The organism is Streptomyces hyaluromycini, assembly GCF_002217755.1.
Classification (GTDB): domain Bacteria; phylum Actinomycetota; class Actinomycetes; order Streptomycetales; family Streptomycetaceae; genus Streptomyces; species Streptomyces hyaluromycini.
This window is the reverse complement of the sequence record NZ_BCFL01000022.1, coordinates 322,823-349,494: the sequence shown is the minus strand read 5'-3', so window position 1 is coordinate 349,494 and position 26,672 is coordinate 322,823. Positions and strand designations below refer to the sequence as shown.

The following is a 26,672-nucleotide window of genomic DNA, read 5'->3' as shown; positions in this document are numbered from 1 at the left end:
GAACAGTCCCCGTCGAACGATGCGGAGGGGCCTGTGGACTCCCCCTCCACATCGTCACAGGTGCCGGCAGTCAGCTCTTGCCGAGCAGCCGCCAGATCTGGTTCTTCTTGGTGCTCAGGGCGCTCGCCGCGTCGCAGGTCCACTGATGGATCTGTGCTCCGGCGGTCGTCGAGACGTTGCTGACGTCGACACACTTGCCGCTGTGGACGGCGACGAGTTGGTAGTCGTGGCTGTTGCCGAGTGCGGTGACGGGGTTGAGGGTGAACTGCTGGTTGGTGGCGCCGTTGCAGGTGTACTGGATGACGGCGGCGCCGTCGGCGGTCGACGCTCCTGTGACGTCGAGGCATTTGCCGCTCAGTTCGTCGACCACGCTGTACGTGCTGGTCTTGCCGCTGACCGGCTTGAGGTCGAGCATCTGCTGGTAGCCGCCCTCGCAGTAGTACTGCTGGTACTGCGTGCCGTTGGCGGTGGAGAGGTTGGTGTCGTCCAGGCACTGGCCGCTGTTCTGGCTGACGGCGACCGTGGAGACGGTGGTGTTGGACGGGGGCAGCAGGGTGACGGTGTAGCCGTCCTTGGCGTTCGTCCAAGGGAGGCTCACCGACGCGGCGTTGCCGCTGACCGTGAGGGTGGTGTCGGCGATGGTCTCCGGGCCGGTCACGGCGGCACCGCTGTTGTAGGGGATGCGCTGGACGACGGCGCGGACCTGGCTGTTCTCCACGACGGACGTGGTGTTGAGCCCTGTCAGATTGACAGTGACGGTGCCGGTGTTGCCGCTGCTGCCGAGCAACACCTTGGCGTTCCCCGCCGAGTTGTCCTTGGTGGCCAGGCCGTCGGTGCCGGTGCCGGGCGTGAGCTTGACGATGTTGCCGGTCTGGGAGCCGTAGTAGCGGTACATGAACCACTCGCCGAGCGGCAGGTACTGGCCGGCGCTGTTCTTCGTGAGGAGGTTGGCCTCGTCGTCGTGCAGCGCGGTACCCGAGGCCCAGTTGCCGCGCAGGCCGTCGGCACCGGCGCGTTCCAGGCGGCCGATGAACCAGGCGCCGCCGCCCGGGGACTGCATGGACAGGGTGGCGTACTCGTTGATCTGGTACGGCCGCGTGTTGGTCAACCCTGCTGCGGCGAGCGTCGAGTTGGCGCGGCCGACGTCGGTGACCGGGTCGCCGGGCTCGTCGTGCCAACTCCAGATGTCCGGAGCCACGTTGTCGGCCTTGACGTACGTCAGGAAGGTCGTCCACCAGCTGTTGGAGGAGTTCGGCTGGCCCGCGATGCTGGGGCCGACGATGAGCTGGGCGGGGAAGGCGGCGCGCACCTTGGCGTAGAAACGCGACCACATCTGCAGGTACTGCGTCTGTGAAGCACCCCAGAAGCCGCTGCCGTCGGGCTCGTTCCACAGGTCCCACTGGACCGTCATGTTGTTGGCCTTGACGTCACCGATGAGCTGGGCGAGGAAGGCGTCGAACTGCGTCCAGTCGCCGTTGTCACCGGGCCAGCCCTGGCTGGTGGTGCCGTCGGCGCCCCACAGGTCGTGCGGGAGGAGGACGAAGGTGCCGCCGAGGGCGGCGGTCCGCTTGTACTGGGCCAGCGTCGATGCCCAGCGGGTCTGGTAGTCGGCGAGGCTCGTGGCGTAGCCGCCGCTGTTGAGCTGGGCACCGCCGGCCCGCATGAAGTGCCACTTGATGTCGGTGAAGAAGTGGTCCTGGGGCAGCGAGCCGTCCGGGGTCATCCCGTAGATCATGCCGGAGGCGTGGTACGTGGGGGCGCCCCCGGCGGTGGAGAAGTCGACGGTGACGGAGGTGTCAGCGGCGTGGGCGGTCGTCGCGGGGAGGGTGACGGCGGCGAACGAGGACGAGGCCAGGAGCGCGGCGATCAGTGCGGTCCTGCGGCCTCTCGGGACGGGTGGTCTGCCGGGGCGGCCGGGCGGGGAAAGGAAGCGAGGTATGCGCATGTGCGGGTCTCCCGAAGGGGGTACTGCCTGGGCGCGAGTCGCCCAGGGGCTCTGTCAGCCGCCGACGGCCTCCGCGGTCTCGGCGTGCCTCAGCTCGTGGGCCTCGGCAAGAAGGAGGTAGCTGCCGGCCGTCCAGGTGTAGGCGCGGTCGCGCAGGCCCGCGCCGGTGAGGGCATCGAAGTTCTCCGCGAAACCCGAGGTCTCGCACAGGGCCCGGAAACGGTTGCTGATCTCGTCCGCGAGACGGTCGTGGCCGGCGCGGCGCAGGCCGTCCTCGATCAGGACGGTGGCCGGGGCCCAGATCGGACCGCGCCAGTAGCCGTCGTCCAAGTAGTGCGGTGAGGTGGGCAGTTCGGTGGCGAGACCGTATGCGGTGAGGTGGGCCTCGATGCGGTCGGCCAGCGCATCGCCGATGTTCTCGGGCAGGTGCTCGCCGAGCACGACGGGCATCAGGTCGAGCAGGCTGGAGCTGGTCCAGGTGGCCCCGGTGTGTGCCGAGCGGGCGACGAACCGGTCGTCGGTCCACAGCTCGTCGAGCATCGCCGCCTGCGTCGCGTCGGCCGTCCGGGTCCACCTGCGCGTGTCGTCCGGCAGCCCCAACTCGCCTGCCAATTCGGCAAGTTCGCGCAGTTGGAGGACGAGGAAGGCGGACAGGTCGGCGCTGACGATCACGCGCTCGGGATCGAAGGTGGTGGCGTTGTCCCAGCCGCTGTCGTTGCCGTGCTGGTAGTGCGGGAGGGTGGCCCCGGGAGCGCGCCGCATGGTGAGCCAGAAGTCCGTCCAGCGGGCCAGCCGGTCGTAGACCTCGGCCAACTCGGCCTCGCCGAGCGGATCGGGAAGCCGTCGGCGCAGGTGGCGCAGGGCCCAGCCGTGGATGGGGGGCTTGACGAAGTTGTAGAGGATCTCCGAGTGCGCCACCGAGTCGGGCAGCGCGCCGGTCTCGTCCTGGTGGTCGAAGGGCAGCGAGAACTGGTCAAGGGCGAGTCCGGGGCTTCCCGGGGCCAGGGCCAGGGCATTGAAGCAGTGGTCCCAGCTCCATACCTTGTCCATCCAGTGCTTCGACATGAGCACCGCGGGCCGGGTGACGAAGCCTCTGGGCCGGACGGTCGCGGACCACAGCACGTAGGCGGCGAGTTCCGCGGCCGGCGTCCTGGACGAACGCCAGGGCGCGACGGCGTCGACGAAGGCGGAGAAGGCGCCGTGCGCGGCGTCCACCACCTGGCCGAAGGATGCCGAGGACACGTACGGGCGGCGCGCGGTCTCGTACTCCTCGACCGCGACCTCCCAGACCGCGCCGGCCTCGGCGCCGATCGTGACACCTCGCGCGGCACTGCCCATCGTCTGCGTGCCGGACGCCTCAGCCACGGTCCCGGACAGCACGGTGACGCGGTAGCGCCGCCCGGTCTCGTACGAGGTGAACACATACGCCCCTGTGCCGGGTTCGGGGTAGAAATAGGTGCCGCTGAACGGGGTCAGCACGGCCGCCGCCGCGCCGATGTGCAGGCCCAGCCCGTCGCCACGCAGGCGTACGGTGTCCGGCGACTCGTAGGACAGGTCGATGCGGCCTTCGGCGCCGATCCAGCTGAGCAGGCTCGGCGTCGCGTGCGGCCCGGTGGCGGCGCGCTCTCCGGTGGTCATGTCGAGCGCGAGGAGACGCAGCACGGCGTGCATGCCGTTCTGGTGCGAGACGAGGTGGATGTCGTCGGCGGTGTCCTTCTCCGCCACCACGGGCGAGATACCGAACCATGATCCGCGGGTGCTGAACGGGATGTCGTGGACGGAGAAGGCCGGGCCGGACGGGGCGGCGGTCATGCAGCATGACTCGTTTCTGGAGCAGGGGTGATCGGCCCTCGAACGGGGCTGACGAGCTGGGAAGGTTTCAGTCCTTGACGGCGCCGGCGGTCACGCCGGCGGCGACGTAACGCTGGGCGAGGACGAGGATCACCGCGGCGGGCAGCGAGGCCACGACGGCGGTCGCCATGATGGCGTTCCACTGCTGGTTGTTGTTGCCGATGTAGTGGTAGATGCCGAGGGTGATCGGCTCGTGCGCGCCGCCGTTGGCGAGCGTGCTGGCGAAGACGAAGTCCGACCAGGACCACAGGAACGCGAACAGCGACACGGTGACGATGGCGTTGCGGCTCATCGGCAGGACGATCGACCAGAAGGTACGCAGGGGCCCGGCCCCGTCTGTCTTCGCGGCCTGGAGCAGTTCGCCGGGGATGCCGGACATGAACGCGGTGAAGATCAGCACGGCGAACGGGACGGCCAGCGTGGAGTCCGCGACGATCAGGCCGGGCACCGACTGGAGCAGGCCGAGGCTGAGGTAGATGGCGTAGAAGCCCATCGCCATGATGATGCCGGGGATCATCTGGGCGACCAGGAAGAGGAAGCTGAGCACTCCGCCGCCACGCGGGCGCAGTTTGGCGAGTGCGTAGCCTGCGGGCGCGGCCAGTGCCACCGTCAGTACGACCGTACCCAGACCGATGACGAGGCTGGTGCCGAGGTAGGGCAACTGCTGGTCCAGGACCGCGCGGTAGCCCTCCAGGGTGCCGTGCAGGGGAATCAGGTCCGGCGGGCTCTTGCGCATGTCCTGGTCACGGGTGAAGGACACGTTGAGCATCCAGTAGACCGGGAAGAGCATCACCGCGGTGAACAGCACGCCGATGGCCGTCTGCCACCACGTGCGGCTGGTGCTTCGGTTCATGGCCGTGCCGTTCATGACAGTGCCTGCTTCCGCTGGACCCTGGCGTAGACGAGGCCGAACACCAGGGCGGCGACCACGAGCAGGTTGCCGACGGCCGCTCCCGGTCCGAAGGCCGGCAGCAGGTTGCCGAAGCCGAGCTGGTAGGACCAGGTGGCGAAGGTGGTGGACGAGTCGGCCGGGCCGCCCTTGGTCATGATCCAGATGATGTCGAAGACCTTGAGCGTGTAGACGAGGCCGAGGAGGAGGGTGATCGCGGACACCGGTCGCAGCAGCGGGAAGGTGATCCGCCAGAACCGCTGCCAGGCGTTCGCCCCGTCGAGGGCCGCCGCCTCGTAGAGGCTCGCGGGGATGGACTGCAGGCCGCTGTGGAGGACCACCAGGTTGAACGGGACGCCGATCCAGATGTTCGCGATGATCACCGAGGCCAGCGACCAGCCCGGTGCGGTCAGCCAGTTCACCGGACCGATGCCGACGGCGTGCAGGACGGCGTTGACGACGCCGGAGTCGCTGGTGAGCATCCACGACCAGGTGGACGCCGACACGATCAGCGGGAGCAGCCAGGGCACCAGAAAGAGTGCCCGCAGGGTCGCGGAGAGCCGGAAGCGCTGGTTGAAGAAGACCGCGAGGGCCAGGCCGATGGCGTACTGGAAGACCAGACACACGGTGGTGAAGACCACGGTGTGGAGCAGGGCCGGGGCGAAGGTCGGGTCGTCCAGGACCGTGCGGTAGTTCGCCAGGCCCGTGAAGGGAGCGTCGCCCTGGACGAAGGACCGGACCGTGTAGTTGCGCAGGCTCAGGTCGATGTTGCGGTAGAGGGGATAGGCGTAGAAGAGGACGAGGTACAGGGTCACCGGGGCGAGGAAGCCCCAGGCGGCCCACTGCTGGGACGTGGGCCGGCGCCGTGCCCGGGGCGGTGCGGTCAGGGCCGCACCGCTGTGGTGGCGCACGGGCCGCCGGTGTGGCACTTGGGTCATGTGACTCATCAACTGGCCCTGGTCTCTGATTACTTGACGGCCGACTGGGCGGCGGACAGCGCGTCCTTCGGCGACTTCGAACCGCTGAGCGCGGACTGGACCGCCTTCCACAACTGCTCCGAGATCTTCGGGTACTTGGTGCCCAGGTCGTCGCTGGTGCGTCCCTTGGCCGCCTTGACCGCGTCGACCCAGGGCTTCAGTTCGGCGTTCGCCGCGATCTGCTTGTCCTGGACCTCGGCGGTGGGTGCCACGTAGGACAGCGTGGTGTCGGTGTTGAGGAGGTTGTCGGTGCTGGTCAGGCAGGTCACGATCTTCTGTGACGTCGGGTAGCGGTCGGTCTTGCCCTGGACCGGGATGGTGACGAACTCGCCGCCGGTCGGGGCGGCCGCGTTGCCGCCGTCGGCGGCGGGAACGGGGATGACCCCGTAGTCGAAGCCGGCGTTCTTGGCGTTGGCGAGCTGCCAGGTGCCGTTCTCGCTGAACGCGTAGTCGCCGGTGGCGAACTCCTGCCAGCTGGTGGTCTGGGTGTTGTTGAGGACCGAGTTGGGGGCGTAGCCGTTCTTCAGCCAGTCGTTCCACAGCGCCAGCGCGGACACGGCCTGGGAGGAGTCGAGTTCGGTCAGCTTGGCGCCCGACCCCCAGAACCAGGGCAGGAACTGAAAGCTGCCCTCCTCCGTGCCGATCGCGGAGAACGTGATGCCCTTCTTGCCCGCCTTCTTGACCTTCGCGAGTGCGGCGGTCAGCGACTTCCAGTCCCTGACAGAGGCGATGTCCACCCCGGCCTGCTTCAGCACCTTCTTGTTGTAGTAAAGGGCGAGTGTGTTGGCGCCGATCGGCGTGCCGTACGTCTTGCCGCCCGACTGTCCGGCCGCGAGGAGATTGGCGTCCGCCTTCGAGGTGTCCAGCTTGTTGTCCTCGGTCGTGGTGAGAACGCCGGCCTCGGCCAGGGTCGACACGACGGGGTTGTCGACGATGAGGACGTCGGCGGAGTTGTCCTGCTGGGCTGCCAGGAGTGCCTTGTTCGCCAGGTCACTGGTGTCGAACGCGGTCCGCTTGATCTTCACCCCGGCCTTGGTGCCGCAGGCGTCGAGCAGCTTCGCCCACGCGGAGCTCTGGTCGAACTGCGGGTACGGGTCCCAGATGGTGTAAGTGCCGCTGTCCGCGGCCTTGGTGCCGGTGCTGCTCGCACCGGAGGAACAAGCGGTGGCGGTGCCGACGACGGCGAGGAGGGTCACGGTCGCGGCGGTGAGGCGGAGCCGTCTGACGGAGCTGTGCATTGCGCGTTCCTTCGTTTTCAGGCACGGGTGTGCCGAGAGAGGGTGACGAGGGGGGAAGCGGGCATGCCGAACAGCCACGGCGAGCGGTGCATACGGTGAGGGGGACGGATGCGGCCCGTGATCCGTGGTCAGAAAGTGGTGCTGATGGCCGACGTCAGGGGGCGTCGACGGACGCTGTGCCGGGGCCGGGCCCCGTGCTGGCACGGAGCGAGATCGGCGGCGTGAGCAGGTGGTGCCGGGGCGGCGCGTCGGGCTGGTCGATCCGCTCGACGAGGAGGTCGACGGCGTGTCGGCCCATCTCCTCCGCCGGTACGTCCGCCGCGGTGAGCTGCGGGGTCACCGTCTCCGCCCACCGGCCGGCCACGACCCCGGTGACGGAGAAGTCGCGCGGCACGTGGCGGCCCGCCTGGGCGAGCCCCCGGTAGAGGCCTCCCAGCGCGGCCTCGTTCAGCGTGACCAGGGCCGAGGTGGCCGGGTCGTCGTGCAGGATCCGTTCCAGGCACTCCTGGCCGGACGCGGCGTCGTCTCCGCAGCAGTACGTCCGCACGGTCAGCCCGCGCTCGGCCGCGGCCTTGGTGAAGCCGTCCAGCCCGCGGTGGGCGGACTCGTAACCGGCCCGCAGCAACTGTGCGGGCCGGTTGACGAATGCGACCCTGCGGTGACCGAGGTCCGCGAGATGATGCACGCACGCCGCTGCCAACGCGGTGTGATCCAGGCCGACCCACCAGGTGCCCTCGGGATGCGCGGTCCGGCCGATGGCCACAGAGGGAAAGCCGAGGGCGGCCAGGTGATCGACCCGGTCGTCCTCCAGTCTGATCTCCATCAGGATCGCGCCGTCGACCCTCCGCTCCCCCAGCAGCCGCTGGAACGAGCGGTCGCTGTCGACGCCGCTGGGAGACAGCAGCACGTCGTAGTCGTGGGCCGCGGCGGCCTCCACCACGCTGCCGATGAAGTCGAGTTGCATTCCGGTGTAGTGGTTGCCGGCCGGCGGGAAGACCAGGCCGATCGTGTTGGTCCGGCCGTTGGCCAGGGCGCGCGCGCTGGCGTTGGGCCGGTAGCCCAGCTCGTCGATGACGCGCTGGATCTTCCGTCGGGTGTCCTCCGACACCGCACGCTTGCCGCTCAGCGCATAGGACACAGTGCTCCGCGAGACACCGGCCCGCCGGGCGATCTCACCGATGTTCACGGGGTACTCCTTGGACGGATCGAACCGGTTCGATGTGCTGAACCAGTTATCGAACCGGTTCGCGTGAAGTGAAGGTAGGAACAACCCCAGCGACTGTCAACACCTCTCGCCACACTTCTCGCAACGCGCCTGAAATCCATGACTACCTGACACGACTTCCTCTGCCAGAAGTATTGCTGCCGGTTTTCCACGCTGCTAGCTTCCCGACCCAGCATCATCGAACCGGTTCGATCCGCCTCGTTCCCTTCCACGCGACTACACCTTGCCTTCCTCCTCCACCGCCCCGTGGAACCGCTCCCGGTACGCCCGCGGCGATCGCCCGTACCGGCGCTTGAACGCGCGGGAGAAGTACAGGCGGTCGCTGACGCCGACCTCGTGGGCGATCTGGCCCACGGCCAGGTCGGTGAAGCGCAGGAGGCGGGCGGCCTCCATCATCACGCGCTCGGTGATCAGGGTCCTTGTCGAGCTCCCGGTCACGCCGGACAGCGCGCGCCACAGCGCGCTTTCCGAGACGCCCAGTTCGCGCGCGTAGTGACGGACGTCGTGGTGGCGGGCGAAGTCGCGTTCCAGGAGGACGTTGAAGCGCCGGTACAGACGGATGACGGGGTCGTCCTTGCCCCCGGGTCCCGGCGATCGGTCGTGGTCGTACCAGCGGCCGATCCACGACAGCAACGTCAGCAGCAGGTGCCGGTGGACGTCGTCGTTCAAGGCGGACAACGGGCGCCGGGTCTCCGCCGCGAGTGCCCCGATCACGGCGTCGAAGTGCGCGGTGTCCTCCAGCGGGACGTGCACCACGGACCGGTCGCGGGCGGTGAGCAGGCAGCCGGGGTGCGAGCGGGCGGAGAGACTCTCCTGCAGCAGCTCGTCGCCGAAGCGCACGATCGCCCCGGAGAGTTCCCTCGCGTGCTCCAGGAAGTGCACCGGGCCACGGCCCAGCACCAGCACCGTGCCGGGGCCGACGACTGTGCGCTCGCCGTCCACCAAGTGGACACCGGTGCCGCTCCTGGTCCAGAACAGCTCGTGGTAGGCGTGCCGGTGCGGGCCGCGGACGGGGCAGGTCTGGGTGCTCAGGGTCGCGTTGTCCAGGGGCATCACGTGGAGCGCGGGGTCCGCTGCGGGCAGCCGGGCGATCAGCAGTTCGCGATCGCCCGGCGGCGGGTCGCTGGAAGGGTCGGTACGCAAGGTGGGGTGCTCCTGCGGACGGCGGCGGTCGGCGACAGGCGGCATCAAGCGGCGACGCGCACAGCGCATGGGGGGCGCGTGGTGGTCCTGGGAACCGTCTGTGTCCCGGCCATGATTTCCGTCGGCCGCCGACGATGTCCAGACAAATCCGAAGGCCGGCCGTCAGGTGCACGGAGAATCCATACTTCCGCGATCCAGGTCCATGGGCGGAGGCGGTGGACGTGACAAATCCTGGGCAGTGCCCGGCCGGGCCGTACGCTCTGTCCACCTCTCTCGGAGACACACATGATTGGTCGTCGTTCCCTGATCCGCCGTGGGAGTGCCGCCGCGGGCGCACTCGCCCTGGGAGCCGGAGCCGGCCTGGCCACCGCGGCCCCCGCCTCCGCCGCCCCCGGCACTACCGGTTTCCTGCCCCTGCCGGACCACGTGAAGCCACTGCCCGACACCGGCGACGGCTACCGGCTGGAGCGCGTCGGACGCAACGGCTACGTGCTCATAGCAGGGATCGTGCAGTGCGTCTTCGTCGTCACCCGCGAGGGTGTCGTCCTCGTCGACGCCCCTCCCGCCGCCCGCGCGGCGATCCGTGCCGCCATCCCCTCGGTGACCGACAAGCCGGTCACCCACGTCATCTACAGTCACGACCACGCGGACCACATCGGCGCGGTCGGCGACCACCCCGGGGCGACACTGATCGCACACAAGGACTGTGCCGCCCTCCTCGCCGCCTACGCCGACCCGGCCCGGCCGGTGCCTCACCGGATCATCCGCGACCACCACAAGGTGATCCACATCGGCGGAGAGGAGATCCACTTCATCTACCCCGGCCCCAACCACGAGGCGGGGAACATGATGATCCACTTCCCCCGGCTGCGGCTGGCCCACATGGCCGACGTGGTCATGCCCGGCTGGGCGCCCTACCGCGCCTGGGGCAACGCCGACAACATTCCCGGCCTGCTGACCGCGCACGACGCGATCCTGGACCTCGACTTCGACACCTTCTGCGGCGGGCACGTGTACCGCACCGCCACCCGCGCCGAGGTCGCGCAGTCCCGCGAGTTCTTCGTGGACATGTGGTCCACGACCGTACGGAAGAGCAGTGAGATCTCGTCCGCGGACGCGGCAGCAGCGGTGGCCGAGAAGGAGAACGTCTGGGCCGTCCAGAAGGTCTGGATCGACCGGATCGCACAGTCGGTGACCTCGGAGCTCATCGACCGCTGGGGCACCAGGATCGCCGCGGTGGACACCTTCACGCCGGACTGTGTGGGCGCCCTGGTCGTCTCCACCTTCACCGACGCGCCGGTGAACTTCCCCTGACGGCGACACCGCTCCTGCCCGCCCGCAGCGCGACATGAGGTGCGTCTCAGGCGGGTAGGAGCGGACGCGACACCGCACCCTCGAACGAGCCTGGGCCGCCGAGGCATTCGGTGCCGAATGGGTCGTCGGCGACCTGCGCGACAGCCGGCGCGGTGAGGGCCGCCCCGGTCCGGGCTCTTCCCTCCTGGTCACCCGGCCTGCGCCCTCCCCGCCCCCAGTGCACATCCAGTGCACACTCGGACGGGAATTCCAGGGAAATCCAGGGAAATCGCGGGAGCTGCTGACAGGGCGTCAAAATGCTTGCCCAGGTCAGCAGCGGTCCAGGTCAGGCCCCGGATGCCGCCAGTGTGACGGTCTTGTACTCGACGTACTGGGCCAGTCCGGCCGTGCCGTACTCGCGGCCGATGCCGCTGGCCTTGTGGCCGCCGAACGGGCCGTCGAAGGAGATGGATGCGCCGTTGACGGTGACCGTGCCGGTGCGCAGTCGGCGGGCCACTTCGAGGGCGTGGGTCTCGTCGGCGGACCACACGCCGCCCGAGAGGCCGTACTCGGAGTCGTTGGCGATCCGCACGGCGTCGTCCTCGTCGTCGTAGGCGATCACCACGAGGACCGGACCGAAGATCTCCTCCTGGGCGATCCGCAGGGAGTTGTCGACGTCGGCGAACACGGTCGGGGTGACGTAGTTGCCGTTCTCCAGCCCCGGCGGGACCTGGGGGCCGCCGGTCACGAGCCGGGCGCCCTCCTTGATGCCGAGTTCGATGTAGTCGCGCACCCGCTGCTGCTGGTCCCTGCGGACCATCGGGCCGATGAAGGTGTCGGGATCGGCCGGGTCGCCGACCTTGAGCGACTCCACGAGCTCCTTGAGGGCGGTGACGACCTCTTCGTACCGGCCGCGCGGCGCGAGGACGCGGGTCTGTGCGATGCACGACTCGCCGTTGTTGAGGAGCGACGCGAACTTCAGTCCCTGCACCGCCCGGTCGACGTCGGCGTCCGGCAGGATGATCGCGGCCGACTTGCCGCCCAGCTCCAGGCTGACCCGCTTCAGCTGCTCGCCCGCGATGGCGGCGATCCTGCGGCCGGCCCGGGTCGAGCCGGTGAACGCGATCTTGTCGACGTCACGGTGCGAGACGAGGTGTTCGCTGGTCTCCCGGTCGGCGGGGAGCACGCTGATCACGCCTTCCGGCAGGCCGGTCCGCTCCAGCAGCTCCGCGAGGAACCCCATGCTCAGCGAGTTCTCCGGCGACACCTTCAGGACGACCGTGTTCCCGGCCAGCAGCGCCGGGATGATCTTCGCCAGGGCCGCCGAGAACGGGGAGTTCCAGGGGATGACGGCGGCCACGACGCCGACGGGCTCGCGGCGCACCACGGTCCGGACCGCGGCGGCGGACTCCAGCGTCTCCTCCCAGCCGAACCCCTCCGCCGCCCTGAGGTAGGCCTCGGCCTGCCGGGTGAGCCCCGGCTGGCCGGCCCCGGTGAACCAGCGGGCCGAGCCGTTCTCGGCCGAGATGAGGTCGGCGATCCTCTCGGCCTCGGCCTCGCGCAATGCGTTCAGCCGCCGGATGACGGCGATGCGCTCCGCCGGGGCCGTCCGTGGCCAGGGGCCCTCGTCGAAGGCTGACCGCGCGGCGGCCACGGCGCGGTCGATGTCGGCCGGCCGGGCCTGGGCGGCACGGCCGATGACGGCCTGGTCGTGCGGCGAGCGGATGTCGAGCAGTTCCGGGTCGCTGGGCGCCGTCCAGGAGCCCGCGATGTAGAGACGGCCGTAAGTGATCATGTGCCCTCTCTCGAGGATCGGAGCGAATCGGGTTTGTCATCCATCCGCCACTCGCCTATCTGTCACATCAATGTAGCACTTCGACTTCGCTCCAGCTCATTGCTGAGTCGGTAGGCGTACTAGGTGCCACACCTCCGGATATGCTCCGTGCGTGAGAGCTGACGCAGCACGCAATCTGGAAGCCGTTCTGACGACCGGGGCCCGTATGCTCGCCGCCGACCCGGGCACGAGCATCGCCGCGATCGCCGCCGAGGCCGGGGTCGACCGGCGCACCGTCTACCGCCGGTTCGCGTCCCGCGAGGAGCTGCTGGCGGCCATCTACGAGGCGCGGTACGACGCGGTCGAGCGGGCCGTCGAGCACGCCAGGCTGCGCGAGGCCCCCGTCTCCGTGGCTCTGCACCGGTACGTCGAGGAGATCATCGGCGTCAATCGCAAGTGGCCCGTGGAGCTCACCCGGCTGCGTGCCGACGACGCGATCCGGGAGCGGCGCGACGCCCTGGTCCGGGACGTCGACGACTTCCTGCGGCGGGCCACCGACGAGGGGCTGCTCCGCGCCGACCTGCCCCTCGCCTGGGCGAGTTCACTGCTGCCGCAGCTCATGCATCTGGCGTCGCAGCAGTTGCCCGAGCTCAGCGCCGCCCAGGCCGCCGACACGGTCGTCGACACCTTTCTGCACGGGCTCGGGGCACGGTGATCGCCGCGGGGGTTGTGGTGCGCCCGTGCGTCTGATTGGGTACCGCGCGACAGAACAGGGGTGACCAGCGTGGATCAGGCGGCACGGCAGGACGACCGAGGGGCGCTGCCCGCGGGGCTGGGGCAGGCGATACGGCAGACCGCCGCCGACATCACGGCCGTCCTCGACGGCGTCGCCGACACAAGTGCCGCCGTACCGGGATCGAAGTGGACGGTCGGCGAGGCGGCGGCGCATCTGGCGCTGGCCAACGAGCTGATGGCCGACCTCGCCCAGGGCCGGGCGCGCCCGTACGGGGACGGCACACCGCAGAGCCTGGCGGCCGCCAACGCCGAGTCGCTGGCCGCGTTCGGGGAGCGCCGGGCGGCACCGCTCGCGGCGATGATCGCCGAGCAGGCGGAGCGCTGCGCCGACGCGCTGGCCACGACGGCCGACGGCCCGGCGCCCGTGACTCCGCTCGGCCCGATGGACCGGTCCGTCCTCGCCTCCTATCTGCTCACCCACATGCTGGGCCACGGCTACGACCTCGCCCGTGCGCTGCGGCGCCCGCACATGATCGACGCCGAACGGGTCGCGTGGTGCATGCCGTTCATGCTCTCGGTGATGCCGACCGTGGCCGACGGCTCGGCCACCGCCGGTCTGACCGCCCGCTACACGATCCGGCTGCGCGGTGGCGACAGCGCCTTCGGCGTCACCCTCACCGACGGTGCCGTCCAGGTGGCAGCGGAACCGCGCGACCGCCCCGACTGCACGATCCTCATCGATCCGGTCGCCTTCCTGCTCATCGCCCTCGGCCGCCGCAACCCCTGGCTGGCGATGGCCCGGGGTCAGGTGCTCGCCTTCGGACGCAAGCCCTGGCTCGGACCTCGCTTCCCCGCCCTCTTCGTCGCCCCCTGACCACGTCTGAAACGGCGGGGATGTGGGAAGGGCGACCGGGACATGCCGCTGAGCTCCGGGAAGTCGGGGTCCGCCGGGGAATCTCGGTGCGCCGGGCACGTCGGCGGTTGCACGCTCGTCGGGACCGGCACGGCAGTCGGGCGAGCCGGAGAACCTGCCGTACACGGGCCTGATCCGGGTGGACCCGGGCCTTGTCCGGGTGGACCCGGGCACCGGCGCCGTCGTCAAGGTCCCCATCCGGAATCCAGAGCGTCCTGCGGGCCCGCTCGTGCAGGCCGCCTACGCGCACCGAGTCAGCGCTCCGCCCGCTGATCCGGCGTACGCCGAGGCACCACCACCCCACCCCCCCCGTCCGGTCCAACGCCGCTCGTCCAGAAGAGGCGAGCGGGCGTGACCGATGTGACCGTGGTGGAAGGTATGGGCGCGCGCACGGATCCGAGGAGGCTGCATGGCCGAGGGACTGGTCGACGGCAGAGCGCCCCGCACTGCCCTGGTGGACGGTTCCGGCCGCCCCGCACCGACCTTCGAACAGATGAGTGCCGTTGCCGACGCCGTGCTCTACGAGGGCTACCTCCTCTACCCCTATCGGCGGTCCTCGCCGAAGAATCGTGCCCGCTGGCAGTTCGGGGTCCTCCTGCCCCGGGACTGGGTGGAGGCCGACGGTCCGGTCAGACCGGGTGTGTCGGGTTCGGCTGACTCCTGGTACCAGCAGACGGAATGCCTGCTGCGGGTGCGCCGGCCGGATACGGTCGTACGGCTGCGGGTGCGGTATCTGCACGTGCAGCACAAGCAGGTCGAGGACCGCGACGGGCGGCCGGTCGAGTCGCTGAGCTGCGACGACGGGACCGTGCAGCTGACCTTCGAGGAAGCGGTGGCGCGCGAGACCGACCTCACGATCGCGCTGGACGAGGGCGAGCACAGGTTTCCGGTGGGTTCCCCGGCCGGCACCGACACGCAGGAGCTGTCCTCCGGCGCGGGGCGGGTGGTGCGGCGCCGGGCGGAAGTGCAGGCGAGTACCGTCCTCGTGGCCGAGCGGCTCGGCGAAGGGCTCTTCCGGCTCCGGGTGCGCACCGCCAACGAGGGGCACGTGGGGGATCCGCATGCCCCCCGCGAACGGGCCCTGCGGCACGCGCTCATCGCGACCCACACCCTTCTCGGCGTCGAGGGCGCGGAGTTCGTCTCCCTGATCGACCCGGGCCCGGCCCTCCAGGAGGCCGCCCGGAACTGCCGCAACGACTTCACCTTCCCGGTGCTCGGCGGCGCGCCCCCCGCCCCCGCCCCCGCGGACGGCTCGGTGTCCGCCCTGCTGCTGTCCTCGCCGATCATCCTCCCCGACCATCCGCAGGTGGCGCCGGAGAGCCCGGGTGACCTGCACGATGCCGGTGAGATCGACGAGATCCTGACCCTGCGCACCATGCTGCTGACGGAGGAGGAGAAGCGGGAGGCCAGGGCCACCGACCCACGGGCCGCCGAGATCCTCGACCGGGTCGACACGATGCCACCGGAGGTCTTCGAACGGCTGCACGGCGCCATCCGCTCGCTCAACCCGATCAGCGAAGCGTCGGCCGGCGAGGACTCCATCGGCGAAGCCGCCACCGGAGACGGCTCCACCCGACACGGGTCCACCGGACGCGGCTCCATCGGCGAAGCCTCCGTCCTCGGAGACGGCTCCAGCCGCGCACGCCCCGCCGGCGAAGGCTCCCTCCACGCAAATCCCGTCGGCCGGAGCTCACTTGGCACACACCCCACCGGCCAGTACACCCCCGCCGCACGCCCCGCCGGCAAAAGCTCCCCCGCCGAACGCCCCCTCTGGTGGCAGCAGGGCGGCGACGACGGGATCTCCCCGGCCACCGACACCGTCCTGGTCGGCGGTGTGCGGGTCGGCGGTGGCAGCCCGGTGCGGCTGTGCCCGCGGGGCAGGGGCTCCGACGCCCAGGACATGTTCCTGGCCGGCCGGACCGCGACCGTGGCCGCCGTCTTCCACGACGTGGACGGCAGCACCCATCTCGCCGTCACCGTGGACGACGATCCGGCGGCCGAACTGCACGGCTGGTACGGCCGTTACCACTACTTCCGGCCCGACGAAGTCGAGCCGCTCGGGGGCACCGACGTCCCGGATCCAGCGGCGGCTGCCGAGCCGTCCCCGGGCCCCACTCCATCGGAGGCCTAGCGCATGAGCACCAGCAAGAACGGCACCACGGCCGTCGGCGGCGAACCCGGCCCGGCCGGCGAACACCAGGGGTTCGACGAGATCACCATCCTCTGGATCTCCGAGGGCATGAGCTGCGACGGCGACACCGTCTCCGTGACGGCCGCCGACCAGCCCTCCATCGAGGACCTGGTCCTGGGCCTGATCCCGGGGATACCGAAGGTCAACCTGGTCAACAAGGTGCTCTCGCCGAGCCTGGGCGGCGAGGACTTCCTCGCGCCGTACCGGGCGGCCGCGCGGGGCGAACTGGAGCCGTTCATCCTCGTCATCGAGGGATCGATCCCGAACCAGAACATCATCGAGGGCGACGGCTACTGGACGTCCTTCGGCAACGACCCGGAGACCGGCCAGCCGCAGACCCTCAACGACTGGATCGACGAACTGGCGCCCAGGGCCTGGGCGGTGGTGGCCGTCGGCACCTGCGCCACCTTCGGCGGCATCCACGCGATGGCCGGCAACCCGACCGGCGCCATGGGCCTCGCGGACTACCTCGGCTGGGACTTCAAGTCGCAGGGCGGGCTGCCGGTGGTGAACATCCCGGGCTGCCCGGTCCAGCCGGAGAACTTCATGGAGACCCTGGTCTGGGTGCTGTACCACGCCGCCGGCACCGCTCCCCCGCCGCCGCTGGACCACATGCTGCGCCCCCAGTGGCTGTTCGGGCGCACGGTGCACGAGGGCTGCGACCGGGGCTCGTACTACGAGCAGGCGTCCTTCGCGACGGACTACAACTCGCCCAAGTGCCTGGTCAAGACGGGCTGCTGGGGTCCGGTCGTGAACTGCAACGTGCCCAAGCGGGGCTGGATGGCCGGCATCGGCGGCTGTCCGAACGTCGGCGGTATCTGCATCGGCTGCACCATGCCGGGCTTCCCGGACGCGTTCATGCCGTTCATGGACGAACCGCCCGGCGGCACCCTCTCCTCGCTCGCGATCAAGCCGTACGGGGCGGTCATCCGCAGGCTGCGCGGCTTCACCAACGAGCTGGTCAACCACGAGCCGAAGTGGCGCCACAACAAGCGCAAGCTCACCAGCGGCTACGCCCCGCGCTGGCGGCCCTGACACGCCCGCGCCCTCCCGACCCCCAAGTCCCCCCCACAGCAAAGGTCAGCGACGCTGATGACAACAGAGGCCCGGCAGAAAGGGCGCAAGCCCGCGCAGATCGTGGACATGTCCTGGGATCCGATCACGCGGATCATCGGAAACCTGGGCATCTACACGAAGATCGACTTCGCCAACAAGGAGGTGGTGGAGTGTCACAGCACCTCCTCCCTCTTCCGCGGCTACTCCGTCTTCATGAAGGGGAAGGACCCGCGCGACGCCGGGTTCATCACCTCCCGCATCTGCGGCATCTGCGGCGACAACCACACCACCTGCTCCGACTACGCCCAGCAGATGGCGTACGGCGTGAAGCCGCCGCCGCTGGCCGAGCACATCGTCAACCTCGGCGAAGCGGCCGAGTACATGTTCGACCACACGATCTTCCAGGACAACCTGGTCTTCGTGGACTTCTGCGAGCAGATGGTGAAGGCCACCAATCCGACCGTCCTGGCCCGCGCGCAGAAGACCAACGCGCCGCGCGGTGACATCCACGGCTACCGGACCATCGCGGACATCATGAAGGCCTTCAACCCCTTCGAGGGCGAGGTCTACAAGGAGGCCCTGAAGGTCTCCCGGACCACCCGCGAGATGTTCTGCCTGATGGAGGGCCGCCATGTGCACCCCTCCACGCTGTATCCGGGCGGTGTCGGCACCATGCCGTCGCCGACCGCGTTCACCGACTACCTCAGCCGGCTGATGCACGTCATCGACTTCGTGAAGAAGGCCGTCGCCATGAACGACGACGTCTTCGACTTCTTCTACGAGGCACTGCCCGGCTACGAGGAGGTCGGCAAGCGCCGTATCATGCTCGGCTGCTGGGGCGCCTGGCAGGACCCGAAGGTCGTCGACTACAAGTACGAGAACATGAACCGCTGGGGCAAGGCGATGTACGTCACCCCGGGCATCGTGGTCGACGGCGAGCTGGTCACCAACAACCTGGTCGACATCAACCTGGGCCTGCGGATCATGCTGGGCAGCTCGTTCTACGAGGACTGGGTCAACGAGGACCCGTTCGTCACCCACGACCCGCTCGGCAACCCCGTCGACATGCGCCACCCGTGGAACCAGACCACCCTCCCGGTGCCGCAGAAGCGGGACTTCGAGGGCAACTACAGCTGGGTGATGAGCCCGCGCTGGTACGACCAGCGCACCGGCGACCACCTGGCCCTGGACACCGGCGGCGGCCCGCTGGCCAGGCTCTGGTCGACCGCGCTGAACGGCATCGTCGACACGCCGTACATCAAGGCCACCGGCCACAGCGTGCGGATCTCGCTGCCCAAGGGCGCGTCCCTGCCGGAGACCACGCTGGAGTGGAAGATCCCGAAGTGGTCCAACACCCTCGAACGCGACCGCGCCCGGCCGTACTTCGTCGCCTACGCGGCCGCCATGGCCCTGCAGTTCCTGGACGAGGCGATGGGGCTGGTGCGGTCCGGCGACACCAAGGTGTTCGAGGACTTCGAGGTGCCGGACGAGGCGATCGGCTGCGGTTTCCACGAGGCCGTGCGCGGGGTCCTCTCGCACCACCTGGTGATCAAGGACAAGAAGATCGCCAACTACCACCCGTACCCGCCGACCCCGTGGAACGCCAGCCCCCGTGACAAGTTCGGCACCCCGGGCCCGTACGAGGACGCCGTGATGGGCCAGCCGATCTTCGAGGAGAACGGCCCGGACGACTTCAAGGGCGTCGACATCATGCGCACGGTCCGCAGCTTCGACCCCTGTCTGCCGTGCGGTGTCCACATGTACACGGGCAAGGGCAAGACCCTGAGCGTCACGCACTCGCCGGTGTACGGAGCGAGTCATGGCTGACGCCGGGCGTCTCGACGGGCCGGCGGTCGAGGCCCGGCTGGCCCGGCTCGACGCGCTGCTGGAGGGCCTGGAGTCCGCTCCCGGTCCGACCGGCGGTTCGGCCGTCGAGGCGGTGCGGCTGCTGACCGAGGTCTACGGCGAGGCGCTCGCCCGGGTCCTCGACCACGCGGACCCGGCGGCCGTCCGGCAGCTCGCCGACGACGAGCTCCTCGACCACCTGCTCGTCCTGCACGACATCCATCCCGAACCGCCCGAGCTCCGGGCCGCCCGCGCGGTCGAGCGGCTGCGCCCCGCCGTCCAGGAGCGCGGCGGCGACGTCGAGTGGGCCGGTGTGGAGGGCGAGGTGGGCCGGGTGCGGCTGGCCACGGGCGGCGGTTGCGGCTCGGGGTGCGGCGGAGGTACCACTGAGGTGACCGACGCCGTCCGGGAGGCGGTGCTCGCCGCTGCCCCCGAGCTGGCCGACGTGCAGCCGGTGCCCGAGGCCTCGGCGCCCGCCTTCGTGCCCCTGGACTCCCTGCGCCGGCCACAGGAGGCCCGGTGACCGCCGACGGAGCCCTGGCCCGCCTCATCCGTTCCTCGGCCGACCGGCAGCCGGCGGCCGGGGCGGAGGTGTGCGACCTGTGCGCCGAGCCGCTGGCCGAGGACCATCCGCATCTGTACGACACCGGGCAGGCCGAGGTCCGCTGTGCCTGCCGGGCCTGCTCGGTGCTGTTCGCCGACACCCGGCAGGGCACCGGCGCGGGCGACGGCCAGTTCCGGCTGATCCCCACCCGCCGGGTCCGCCTCCCGAAGGTCGACACCGCGGCCCTCGGGGTCCCGGTCGGCCTGGTCTTCTTCGTGCCGCGCGCCGACGGCTCGGTCACCGCCGAGGGGCCGAGCCCGGCGGGGGCCATGCGCTGGGAGGTGGCGGCGGCGGCCTGGCAGCGTGCGGTCGCCGGCTGCCCGCCCCTGGCCGGCATGACCCCCGACGTCGAGGCACTGCTGGTCAACACCGTGCACGGCCTGGACCACCACTGGATCGTCCCGGTCGACGACTGCTTCCGCATGCTCGCCGTGGTCCGCCGGGAGTGGCGCGGCCTGTCCGGCGGCGGCCGGATGTGGCCGGCCGTGGAGCGTTTCTTCGAGGAGCTCACCGAGCGTTCTTGAGGAACGGCAACACAGGAAGGAGAAACCTCATGGGCAGCATCCGAGTCGGCCGCGCCCAGGCCCGGCCCGACACACCGTCCCACGTGCCCGGCATCCACCAGGGCAACGAGGGTCCGTACACCACCCAGAGGGGGCACCACCGGGACGGCACCGCCGACGCGCGGCGCTCGACCGGCATCGACTGGAAGCAGCACGACGTCCTGCTGGACGTCATGCCCAACATCCCGCCCGCGTGACACAGAGCAGGGAGTGCCCGCTATGAAGATGCAACGCAGGAGAACCGGAACGGCGGCCCAGCGCGTGCTGACCGCCGAGGTCGCCGTGGTGGGCGCGCTGTTCCTGGCGCTGTTCGTCACCGAGATCCCCGCCTTGATGCGCGAGATGAAGATCTGGCGGATCGTCGGCGGGCCGCGCGCCGGTCACCGGTATCCGTGAGCCGGTCGTGCACGAACTGTCGATCGCGACCGCGATCGTGGAGCAGGCCGACGAGTGGGCCCGGGCGGACGGCGCGGACAGTGTCTCCGCGGTGACCGTCCGGGTCGGCGAACTGTCCGGGGTCGTCCCCGACGCCCTGGACTTCGCCTTCGAGGTGGCCCGTGACGGCACCGCCCTCGCCGGCGCCCGGCTCGTGGTCGAGCAGGTGACCGCGCGGGCCTGGTGCGGGCCGTGCGCCGAGGAGTTCGCGGTGGGCATGCCGCCGTTCTTCTGGTGCCCGCACTGCGACCGCCCCTCCACCGAGCTGCGCAGCGGCCGGGAGCTGGAGATCACCGCGGTCGAGTGACCCCGCCGGTGCCGCGGAGAACCCGGGCCGCCGGCGGGGTCATCGCCCTGTCGTCAGCAGACGTCGTCAGCAGATACGGGGCAGTTGCTCCCCGAGCGGAAGATCGACGACCCGGGTGCCGCCCAGGCCGGTCGCCACCACCACCATGCCGGGGTGCTCGGTCACGCACTGGCCGACGACCACCGCGCCCGCCCCCTGCGGATGGGCGCGCATCGCCGCGAGCACGGCGTCGGCCTCCGTCGGCGGGACGAAGGCGACGAGCCGCCCCTCGTTGGCGACGTAGAGCGGGTCGAGGCCGAGGAAACCGCAGGCGTTGGCGACCGCGTCCGGTACCGGGATCGCGCGCTCGGCCAGCTGTACCCCGGTTCCCGAGGCGCGGGCGATCTCGTTCAGCGACGCGGCCAGGCCGCCGCGGGTCGGGTCGCGCAGGACGTGGATGTCGGGGGTGACGTCCAGCATGGTCGCGACCAGGTCGGCCAGCGGCGCGGTGTCGCTGGCGATCTCGATGCCGAACTCCAGCCCCTCGCGCACGCTGAGCACGGCGACTCCGTGCAGGCCGATCGGCCCGCTGACGATGACGGCGTCGCCGGGGCGGGCCCGCTGCGGCCGGATGTCGACGCGCTCGGGGACGAGGCCGACGCCGGCGGTGGTGACGTACACCCCGTCCCCGTGGCCGCTCTCGACCACCTTGGTGTCGCCGGTGGCGATGGTGACACCGGCCGTCTCGGCCGCCGCGCCCATGGCCCGCGCGATGCGCTCGACGACGGTCAGCTCGACGCCCTCCTCCAGGACGAAGGCGGCGGAGAGGTAGGCGGGCCGGGCGCCGCTCATCGCCAGGTCGTTGACGGTGCCGTTGACGGCGAGGTCGCCGAGGCAGCCGCCGGGGAAGAACAGCGGGCGTACGACGTAGGAGTCGGTGGAGAAGGCCAGGCGGGCGCCGCCGAGGTGGAGGACGGCGGAGTCGGTCATCCCGGCGAGGAGGGCGTTGCCGTAGGCGGGGGCGAAGACCTGCTCGATCAGTTCGGCGGAGAGGGCGCCGCCTCCGCCGTGGCCCATGACCACGACCGGCTGGTCGCGGATGGGCGCCGGGCAGCTCCAGTTCGCGGGGTCGACGACGGTCTGCTCAGCCAACGGGGTTCATCTCCTCGCGCGGGAGGGCCGGTTCGGACATCCGGCGGTACAGGTAGTAGGCGGCGCAGGCGCCCTCGCTGGAGACCATGGTGGCGCCGAGCGGGGTGCGCGGGGTGCAGCTGGTGCCGAAGGCCGCGCAGTCGGTGGGTTTGATGAGCCCCTGCAGGACCTCGCCGGCGCGGCACTCGGCGGGTTCCTCGGTGCGGATGCCGGTGACGTCGAAGCGGTGCTCGGCGTCGAACGCGCGGTAGGCCTCGCTCAGCCGCCAGCCGCTGCCGGGGATGCGGCCGATGCCGCGCCAGTTCCGGTCGGTGATCTCGAAGACCTCTTCGATCATGCGGATGGCGGCGGGGTTGCCGTCGGCGCGTACGGCGCGGGCGTAGGCGTTCTCCACCCGGTGCTCGCCGCGCTCCAGTTGGCCGACCGTGCGGCGGATGCCCTCCAGGATGTCGAGCGGTTCGAAGCCGGTGACGACGACGGGGACCCGGTGCCGTTCGGCGAGTCCGGGGTACTCGGCCATGCCCATCACGCTGCACACGTGCCCGGCGGCCAGGAAGCCCTGCACCCGGCAGGCGGGGGCGGTCATGATGGCCTCGATGGCCGGGGGGACCCGGACATGGGAGACCAGGAGGGTGAAGTTGGCCAGGCCGAGGCGCTTGGCCTGGTGGACGGCCATGGCGTTGGCGGGGGCGGTGGTCTCGAAGCCGATGGCGAAGAACACCACCTGTTTGCCGGGGTGGCGCCGGGCCAGCTGGAGCGCGTCGAGCGGTGAGTAGACCACGCGGACGTCACCGCCCGCGCCCTTGACCCGGAACAGGTCCCGGTCGGTGCCGGGGACGCGGAGCATGTCGCCGAACGAGCAGAAGATCACGTCGGGGCGGGCGGCGATCTCCAGCGCCTTGTCGATGCACTCCAGCGGGGTGACGCAGACCGGGCAGCCCGGCCCGTGGATCAACTCCACCTCCTCCGGGAGGAGTTGGTCGATGCCGTGCCGGATGATCGAGTGGGTCTGGCCGCCGCACACCTCCATCAGGGCCCAGGGCCGGGTGACGGTGGCCCGGATCTCGTCCAGCAGCCGGCGCGCCAGCTTGGGGTCGTTGAACTCGTCGAGGTACTTCACCGGACCTCGCTCCCCTCGGTCGGCTGAGCCGCCTGCCGGGCCGCCTGCTGCCAAGCGTCGCCGAACTCCTCCTCCAGGAGCCCCAGTTCCTCGAAGAGCCTGAGGGAGGCCAGGGCCGACTCCTCGTCAAGTCGCTGCAGGGCGAAGCCCACATGGACGATGACGTACTCGCCGACCTTGACGTCCGACACGTACTCCAGACACGCCTGCTTCTGCACCCCGCCGAAGTCGATCAGGCCGGTGAGCGGATCGGCGGTGTCGTCGATGCTCACGACCCTTCCGGGCACTGCCAAACACATGGGTCACTCCGTCTCGTCGCTGACTGCCGTACGTCGGTCGTCGTCGGGTCGTTGCCGGTGGGCCGCGACCACCAGTTGCCCGAGGGCCAGTCCGCCGTCGTTCGGCGGGACTTCGCCGTGCCGCAGGACCGTGAATCCGGCGCCGTGCAACAGGTCCGTGCTCGCGTCTTCGAGGAGCGCGTTGGCGAACACGCCTCCGGTGAGGGCGACGGTGGTCAGTCCGGTGGCCCGGCGCGCGCCGCGGCAGAGGTCCAGGACCGCCCGGGCGACCCCGCGGTGGAAGCGGGCCGCGATCACCGGCACCGGCGTGCCGCGCCGCAGGTCGGCGATGATCGCGCACAGGGCGGGGGCCGGGTCGAAGGGGTCGCCGAAGGGGTAGGCGGCCGTCTCCTCGCCCCAGGCCCGGCAGGCCTCGGCCTCCAGCTCCAGGGCGGCCTGGGCCTCGTACCCGGCACGGTGGCACACGCCCGCGAGGGACGACACGGCGTCGAAGAGGCGGCCCATGCTGGAGGTGGCGACGCAGCCGATCTGGCTCGGCAACTGCCGTGCCAGCAGCCTGAGTTCCTCACGGGAGCAGGCGGCGGCACTGGGCAGGTCGGGGTCCCAGGGCAGTCCGGCCGCCCACAGCCGGGCCAGTGCGGTCCGGCACGGGTTGGCGACGCCCGCGTCCCCGCCGGGCAGCGGGGCCGGGGCGAGGTGGGCGAGGCGCCGGTAGCCGGTGTAGTCGGCGACGAGCACCTCGCCGCCCCAGACGGTGGCGTCGTCGCCGTAGCCGGTGCCGTCGAAGGCCACGCCGATGACGGGTGTGGTGCCGTCGAGGCCTGCCTGGGCCATGGCGGAGGCGATGTGGGCGTGGTGGTGCTGGACGAACACCGGTTTGCCCAACCCGAGTCGGGTGGACCGGCGGCGGGCCCAGGCGGCCGAGTGGTAGCCCGGGTGGCGGTCGGCGGCGACGAGTTCGGGGCGGACCCCGGTCAGCCGGTACACGTGCCGTTCCGCCCTGACGGCCGCCTCCAGGGTGGCCAGGTCGCCCATGTCGCCGATGTGCGGCCCGAACCAGGCCAGGTCGCCCTCGCCGACGCACAGCGCGTTCTTGAGGTCGCCGCCGACCGCGAGCGCGGGCCGCACCGGGACCGCCAGGCGCAGCGGGCGCGGCGCGTATCCACGGGAGCGGCGCAGAACCTGCTCGGTGCCGTCGGCGCGGACCCGCAGCAGGGAGTCGTCGCAGGGCGAGGCGATGGGCCGGTCGTGGGCGAGCCAGGCGTCGGCAAGGCCGAACAGCCGGCTCAGCGCCTCTTCGTCGTCCGTGACGATCGGTTCGCCCGAGCGGTTGCCGCTGGTCATGACCAGGACGCGGGGGCCGGGCGGGTCGCCGGGGAGGCCGAACAGCAGGGTGTGGACGGGGGTGTAGGGCAGCATCACGCCGAGGTGCGGACTGCCGGGGCACACGCCGGGCGCGAGCCGGGCGGCGGGACGGGGGCGGAGGAGGACGATGGGGCGCCGGGGGCTGGTGAGCGCGGCCCGCTCGGCCGTCCCGATCTCGGCGATCCGCTCCGCCTCGCCGAGGTCCGCGCACATCACCGCGAACGGCTTGTCGCCCCGCGCCTTGCGGGTGCGCAGGGTGTCGACGGCCCGGGTGTGGGAGGCGTCGCAGGCCAGGTGGTAGCCGCCGATGCCCTTCACGGCGACGATCCGCCCTGCGGCGAGAAGCTCTCGTGCCCGTGAGAGGGCATCACCGTCGCGAGCGGCTCTCACGCCGCTGCCCGCGGCGGGCACCAGCCGCAGCCGGGGACCGCAGTCCGGGCAGGCCACGGGCTGGGCGTGGAATCGGCGGTCGGCCGGGGCGTCGTACTCCCCGGCGCAGGCGGGACACATGGGGAAGCCGGACATCGTGGTGACCGCGCGGTCGTACGGCATTCCGGTGGCGATGGTGAAGCGGGGCCCGCAGTGGGTGCAGGTGATGAAGGGGTGGCGGTGCCGGCGGTCGGCCGGATCGGCGAGTTCCCGCAGGCAGTCGGGGCAGGTGGCGGTGTCGGGCGGCAGGAGGGTGCGGCCCGGGGCCGACTGCTCGGTGGCGCGGATGGTGAAGCCGGGGTCCGCCCCGGTGACCGGTACCTCCTCGACGGCCACGGCGGTCACGCTTGCCAGCGGCGGCGGTTCGCCGGCGAGCCGCTCGCAGAACCGTGCGACGCCGGCCGCCGCCCCCTCGACCTCGATGAGCACCCCGCTGGCCGTGTTGCCGACGAACCCGGTGAGCGCGAGTTCGGCGGCCAGGCGGTGGACGTACGGGCGGAAGCCCACGCCCTGTACGGTCCCGCGCACGGTGATGCGCCGGCGGACGGCAGCCGTCGTGGCGGGCGCCGTCACGAGGCGGCGGGAGCGTGGACGTGACCGTGCGGGTGCGGGGCGAGGGGCGGTGTGTGCACGGGGGCGCCGTCCCGTACGGCGAGCACCCGGTCGAGGACCGTGTCGACGCCCTCCCCGGTGCGGGCGCAGGAGCGGATGATCTCCACCCCGGGGTTGACCCGCCGCACATGCTCGGCGAAGTCGGTCTCGTCGAAGCCGGCCGGCCCGGCGAGGTCGGTCTTGGTGAGCACGACCAGGTGTGCGGAGCCGAAGGCGGTGGGGTACTTCGAGGGCTTGTCCTCGCCCTCGGTCACCGCCATGAGCACGATCCGCAGGTGCTCGCCGAGGTCGTAGGAGGCCGGGCAGACCAGGTTGCCGACGTTCTCCACGAACAGCAGCGCGGTGTCCGGCGGCAGCCAGCCCTCCAGATGCCCGCGGACCTGCCGGGCCTCCAGGTGGCACAGCCCGTCGGTGAGCAGCTGCTTCACCGGCGCTCCCGAACGGGCCAGGCGTTTCGCGTCGTTCTCGGTGGCGAGGTCGGCGGTGAAGGCGGCGACGGGCACGCCCCGCTCCCCCGCCCGGGCCAGCACCCGGCCGAGCAGTTCGGTCTTGCCGCTGCCGGGGCTGGAGAGCAGGTTCACCACGCCGACCCCGCGTGCGGCCAGGTCGCTGCGCAGCCTCGCGGCCAGGCCGTCGTTCCTGGCCAGGACGGCCCGGGTGACCTCCTCCGACTGACACATGAAAACTCCGCTCCTCGGTCGCTGCGCTCGGGAAGGACCTGCGGAGCGGGTG

At 71.0% G+C, this 26,672-nt stretch carries 24 protein-coding genes; 11 read left to right on the top strand and 13 right to left on the bottom strand.

Features of this window, described 5'->3' with window-relative positions:
* Nucleotides 1-70: 70 nt before the first annotated feature.
* The 7 genes from SSP29_RS28335 to SSP29_RS28305 form a co-directional block, all read right to left on the bottom strand.
* A complete protein-coding gene (locus tag SSP29_RS28335) occupies nt 71-1,945 on the bottom strand; it encodes an RICIN domain-containing protein (RefSeq protein ID WP_150135069.1) in 1,875 nt (624 codons plus the stop codon).
* Nucleotides 1,946-1,999: 54 nt separating this feature from the next.
* Nucleotides 2,000-3,757, bottom strand: coding sequence for an amylo-alpha-1,6-glucosidase (locus SSP29_RS28330; protein WP_089103637.1), 1,758 nt, complete (start codon nt 3,755-3,757; stop codon nt 2,000-2,002).
* A gap of 67 nt (nt 3,758-3,824) precedes the next feature.
* Nucleotides 3,825-4,649 (bottom strand): carbohydrate ABC transporter permease, encoded by an 825-nt coding sequence (locus tag SSP29_RS28325; protein ID WP_089103799.1) that lies wholly within the window; start codon nt 4,647-4,649, stop codon nt 3,825-3,827.
* Between the two features lie 11 nt (nt 4,650-4,660).
* Nucleotides 4,661-5,632 carry a carbohydrate ABC transporter permease gene (locus SSP29_RS28320; RefSeq protein ID WP_089103636.1) on the bottom strand — a complete coding sequence of 324 codons (972 nt, stop codon included), beginning with the start codon at nt 5,630-5,632 and terminating at the stop codon, nt 4,661-4,663.
* A 20-nt stretch (nt 5,633-5,652) separates the two neighbouring features.
* Nucleotides 5,653-6,900: a sugar ABC transporter substrate-binding protein gene (locus tag SSP29_RS28315; RefSeq protein WP_089103635.1), complete on the bottom strand. Its 1,248-nt coding sequence runs from the start codon at nt 6,898-6,900 to the stop codon at nt 5,653-5,655.
* Nucleotides 6,901-7,054: 154 nt separating this feature from the next.
* Complete coding sequence (locus SSP29_RS28310) at nt 7,055-8,086, bottom strand: LacI family DNA-binding transcriptional regulator (RefSeq protein WP_089103634.1); 1,032 nt, start codon at nt 8,084-8,086, stop codon at nt 7,055-7,057.
* Nucleotides 8,087-8,341: 255 nt separating this feature from the next.
* Complete coding sequence (locus tag SSP29_RS28305) at nt 8,342-9,268, bottom strand: AraC family transcriptional regulator (RefSeq protein ID WP_167450019.1); 927 nt, start codon at nt 9,266-9,268, stop codon at nt 8,342-8,344.
* A gap of 285 nt (nt 9,269-9,553) precedes the next feature.
* Between SSP29_RS28305 and SSP29_RS28300 the strand changes: the two genes are divergently transcribed.
* Complete coding sequence (locus tag SSP29_RS28300; RefSeq protein ID WP_089103632.1) at nt 9,554-10,582, top strand: MBL fold metallo-hydrolase; 1,029 nt, start codon at nt 9,554-9,556, stop codon at nt 10,580-10,582.
* A 325-nt stretch (nt 10,583-10,907) separates the two neighbouring features.
* On the opposite strand, the gene SSP29_RS28295 is transcribed toward SSP29_RS28300, so the two are convergent.
* Complete coding sequence (locus SSP29_RS28295) at nt 10,908-12,356, bottom strand: aldehyde dehydrogenase (protein ID WP_089103631.1); 1,449 nt, start codon at nt 12,354-12,356, stop codon at nt 10,908-10,910.
* A 205-nt stretch (nt 12,357-12,561) separates the two neighbouring features.
* Here SSP29_RS28295 and SSP29_RS28290 point away from each other — a divergent pair, with 205 nt between their 5' ends.
* The 10 genes from SSP29_RS28290 (at nt 12,562) to hypA (ending at nt 20,984) form a co-directional block, all read left to right on the top strand.
* A complete protein-coding gene (locus SSP29_RS28290; RefSeq protein WP_089103630.1) occupies nt 12,562-13,050 on the top strand; it encodes a TetR/AcrR family transcriptional regulator in 489 nt (162 codons plus the stop codon).
* Nucleotides 13,051-13,119: 69 nt separating this feature from the next.
* Nucleotides 13,120-13,944: a maleylpyruvate isomerase family mycothiol-dependent enzyme gene (locus SSP29_RS28285; RefSeq protein ID WP_089103798.1), complete on the top strand. Its 825-nt coding sequence runs from the start codon at nt 13,120-13,122 to the stop codon at nt 13,942-13,944.
* Nucleotides 13,945-14,392: 448 nt separating this feature from the next.
* Entirely contained in the window at nt 14,393-16,114 is a 1,722-nt protein-coding gene (locus SSP29_RS59145) for a hypothetical protein (RefSeq protein ID WP_150135065.1), read from the top strand.
* Between the two features lie 3 nt (nt 16,115-16,117).
* Nucleotides 16,118-17,209: an NADH-quinone oxidoreductase subunit B family protein gene (locus SSP29_RS28270; RefSeq protein ID WP_089103629.1), complete on the top strand. Its 1,092-nt coding sequence runs from the start codon at nt 16,118-16,120 to the stop codon at nt 17,207-17,209.
* A 54-nt stretch (nt 17,210-17,263) separates the two neighbouring features.
* Nucleotides 17,264-19,057 (top strand): nickel-dependent hydrogenase large subunit, encoded by a 1,794-nt coding sequence (locus SSP29_RS28265; protein WP_438363816.1) that lies wholly within the window; start codon nt 17,264-17,266, stop codon nt 19,055-19,057.
* A complete protein-coding gene (locus tag SSP29_RS28260) occupies nt 19,050-19,598 on the top strand; it encodes a NifU-related iron-sulfur-binding protein (protein WP_089103627.1) in 549 nt (182 codons plus the stop codon). The genes SSP29_RS28265 and SSP29_RS28260 overlap by 8 nt, the downstream gene beginning before the upstream one ends.
* Nucleotides 19,595-20,203, top strand: coding sequence for a DUF5947 family protein (locus SSP29_RS28255; protein ID WP_089103626.1), 609 nt, complete (start codon nt 19,595-19,597; stop codon nt 20,201-20,203). Before SSP29_RS28260 ends, SSP29_RS28255 begins: the two co-directional genes overlap by 4 nt.
* Before the next feature lie 29 nt (nt 20,204-20,232).
* Nucleotides 20,233-20,439, top strand: a complete 207-nt coding sequence (locus SSP29_RS28250) for a hypothetical protein (protein ID WP_089103625.1) — start codon at nt 20,233-20,235, stop codon at nt 20,437-20,439.
* 22 nt (nt 20,440-20,461) lie between these two features.
* A complete protein-coding gene (locus tag SSP29_RS58645; RefSeq protein ID WP_167450011.1) occupies nt 20,462-20,638 on the top strand; it encodes a hypothetical protein in 177 nt (58 codons plus the stop codon).
* A 7-nt stretch (nt 20,639-20,645) separates the two neighbouring features.
* Nucleotides 20,646-20,984: a hydrogenase maturation nickel metallochaperone HypA gene (gene hypA, locus SSP29_RS28245; RefSeq protein WP_089103624.1), complete on the top strand. Its 339-nt coding sequence runs from the start codon at nt 20,646-20,648 to the stop codon at nt 20,982-20,984.
* A gap of 66 nt (nt 20,985-21,050) precedes the next feature.
* On the opposite strand, the gene hypE is transcribed toward hypA, so the two are convergent.
* The 5 genes from hypE to hypB form a co-directional block, all read right to left on the bottom strand.
* Nucleotides 21,051-22,040, bottom strand: coding sequence for a hydrogenase expression/formation protein HypE (gene hypE, locus SSP29_RS28240; protein WP_089103797.1), 990 nt, complete (start codon nt 22,038-22,040; stop codon nt 21,051-21,053).
* 67 nt (nt 22,041-22,107) lie between these two features.
* A complete protein-coding gene (gene hypD, locus SSP29_RS28235) occupies nt 22,108-23,235 on the bottom strand; it encodes a hydrogenase formation protein HypD (protein WP_089103623.1) in 1,128 nt (375 codons plus the stop codon).
* Nucleotides 23,232-23,534, bottom strand: a complete 303-nt coding sequence (locus SSP29_RS28230; RefSeq protein ID WP_089103622.1) for a HypC/HybG/HupF family hydrogenase formation chaperone — start codon at nt 23,532-23,534, stop codon at nt 23,232-23,234. The genes hypD and SSP29_RS28230 overlap by 4 nt, the downstream gene beginning before the upstream one ends.
* A gap of 3 nt (nt 23,535-23,537) precedes the next feature.
* Nucleotides 23,538-25,901: a carbamoyltransferase HypF gene (hypF, locus tag SSP29_RS28225; RefSeq protein ID WP_089103621.1), complete on the bottom strand. Its 2,364-nt coding sequence runs from the start codon at nt 25,899-25,901 to the stop codon at nt 23,538-23,540.
* Nucleotides 25,898-26,620 (bottom strand): hydrogenase nickel incorporation protein HypB, encoded by a 723-nt coding sequence (hypB, locus tag SSP29_RS28220; protein ID WP_089103620.1) that lies wholly within the window; start codon nt 26,618-26,620, stop codon nt 25,898-25,900. Before hypB ends, hypF begins: the two co-directional genes overlap by 4 nt.
* Nucleotides 26,621-26,672 lie beyond the last annotated feature (52 nt).